The sequence below is a fragment of the Salinicola sp. genome, assembly GCF_982684285.1.
Genome location: NZ_CEXLVS010000388.1, coordinates 1 through 2,373, shown reverse-complemented (window position 1 = coordinate 2,373; position 2,373 = coordinate 1). Strand labels below are relative to the sequence as shown.

General features: G+C 64.6%; 3 protein-coding genes. All 3 read left to right on the top strand.

Features of this window, described 5'->3' with window-relative positions; translation table 11 throughout:
• The coding region (tssF, locus tag AC3AYF_RS20215; protein WP_487780287.1) for a type VI secretion system baseplate subunit TssF at positions 1-1,121 on the top strand (1,121 nt) is incomplete at its 5' end.
• Positions 1,085-2,161: a type VI secretion system baseplate subunit TssG gene (gene tssG / locus AC3AYF_RS20210; RefSeq protein ID WP_295041350.1), complete on the top strand. Its 1,077-nt coding sequence runs from the start codon at positions 1,085-1,087 to the stop codon at positions 2,159-2,161. The genes tssF and tssG, both read left to right, overlap by 37 nt.
• Positions 2,158-2,373, top strand: a 216-nt coding sequence (locus AC3AYF_RS20205; protein ID WP_487780286.1) for a hypothetical protein, incomplete at its 3' end; no start/stop codon positions are given. The genes tssG and AC3AYF_RS20205, both read left to right, overlap by 4 nt.

Sequence of the window (2,373 nt, the reverse complement as noted above, 5' to 3'; positions counted from 1 at the left end):
GGCTGATCGACTACTCCGAGCGGTCGTTCCTGGGCTACCGACTGCTTCACGAGTACTTCACCTTTCCCGAGAAATTCCTGTTCTTCGACCTGAACGGGCTGGCGAAGCCACTCGCGGGCAAGTCGGTCACACAGATTCAGATCCATTTTCTGTTCCGCGACTACGACCAGCACGAGCGTCTCGCCCGGCTGGCGCAGACCGTGGGGCGCCACAATTTCCGTCTCGGCTGCACCCCGGTGGTCAACCTGTTCCCGCAGCAGGCCGAGCCGATCAAGCTCAGCCACACGCGCCATGAATATCCGGTGGTGCCGGACGTACGCCATTCCCGATCCACCGAGATCGTCTCGATCGACGAGGTCACGCGGGTGATTCGCACCGCGATGCAGGACGAGGTTGCCCCCTGCCTGCCCTTCTTCGAACCGCGGGACAGTGAAAAGCAGGCACGCCAGAGCTACTGGATCGCGCGACGGGTCGCTTCGGAAAACGCCCGCGACCCGGGCACCGAGATGCGCCTGCGGGTGGTCGATCGCGAGCTGGAGATGCTCGACGCCAGCAGCGACACCCTGAGCCTCAAGCTCACCTGCAGCAACCGCGACCTCCCGCAGTTGATGACCTTCGGCCATCCCCAGGGGGATTTCACCCTCGAACGCGAGCAGGTGGTGCAGCAGATCCGCTGCCTGCGCAAGCCGACGGCTCCGGTGCGCCCGCCCATGGGCAAGGGCCTGATCTGGCGCCTGGTCTCTCACCTGTCGCTCAACCATCTTTCACTGGTCTCCGACGGCCGCGAGGCGCTGATGGAGCTGCTGACGCTCTACAACTATCGCCAGGCGTCGGCGATCCGCAAGCAGATCAACGGCATCTCCTCGATCGCGAGCGAACCGGTGATGACGCGCATCGGTCATCCGCGCCCCGCCTTCGTGCGCGGCACCGGCATCACGCTGGAGCTCGACGAAAGCCAGTTCACCGGTAGCGGTATCTACCTGTTCGGCATGGTGCTGGACCACTTCTTCGGCCAGTACTGCAGCCTCAACAGCTTCACCCAACTCACCCTGCGCTCTCGTCAGCGCGAACAGCGAGTCGCCCAATGGAAGCCGAGAACCGGTACTCAGCCCCTGGTCTGATCGACCAGGCCCGCGCCGAGCCCTGGCGATTCGGGTTCTTCCAGCTCGTGCGCCTGCTGCGGCTGCACTACAGCCGCACCGGGCGTATCGATCCCGAAAACCGCCCCCATCAGGATCCGCTGCGATTTCGCTCGCTGCTCTCGCTGAACTTCCCGCCCAGCGAGATCAGCGACCTCTCCTTCGAGAGCGACAAGGTCCGTTCCGCCAGCGGCGATCCACTGAGCGAGATCCAGGTCACGTTCATGGGGCTGGTGGGGCCGTCCGGCGTGCTGCCGCGCCCCTACACCGAACTGCTGATCAACCGGCATATCGAGAAGCGCGACGATGCCGCCCACGCGTTCATGGACTTCTTCTCGCACCGCATGACGGCGCTGTTCTACGAGGCGTGGCAGAAGTATCGCTTCCATATCGAATACGAACGCAAGGGCAGCGCGGACTTCGAAGACTGGCTGCTGCACCTGGTTGGCTTCACGCCCACCACGCTGGAGAAGACGCTCGCCCGCGACGACGCGCCCGGCTCGCTGCGCCGTGACCTGTTCAGCTGGTTTTCCGGGCTGTGGTCACAGCGGCCGCGCAATCCGAGCAACCTGCAGTCGATCCTGGAGTACACCTTCCAGCTGCCCTGCCGGGTCGATTCGTTCGCTGGCCGCTGGATACGCCTCGATCCGGACCAGTACACCCGCCTCGGCCAGGCCAACGCCAGGCTCGGAGAGAGCGCCGTGGCCGGCACCCGGGTGCGTGACTATCAATCCGCCTTTCGCGTCTCGTTCGGGCCGCTGAGCCTGAGCGCCTACCGCTCGCTACTGCCGGACACCGAAGCGCACCGGAAGCTCGTCAAGCTGGTGCGTTTCTACGCCGGCATCGAACTCGACTTCGAAATCGAGTTGATTCTCGACAGGCACAGCATTCCCGCCCCCCAACTGGGTGCGGGCGGCAGTATCAACCTGGGGCGGCTGGGTTGGCTCCAACCCTCCGACCGACCGGCCGCCTCCCACGGCCATGCACTCTTCGACATTCCCTACGACGGAGCCACGGCGTGAGTCTCAAATCCCTTTTCGACAAGCTCAACGATCCCTGCCGCGAAGCCACCGAAGGCGCAGCGGCATTGTGCCTGGCCGAGCGCCAGTACGACGTCGATATCGAGCACCTGCTGCTCAAGCTGCTCGACAGCGACGACAACGACTTCCTGCGCATCGCCCGGCACTACGACGTGTCGCTCGATCGCCTGGCGACCCAGCTCGAGGACACGGTG

Bases quoted from the DNA above. Each gene is read 5' to 3' on its own strand.
- tssG (WP_295041350.1), top strand. From the start codon at position 1,085: ATGGAAGCCGAGAACCGGTACTCAGCCCCTGGTCTGATCGACCAGGCC.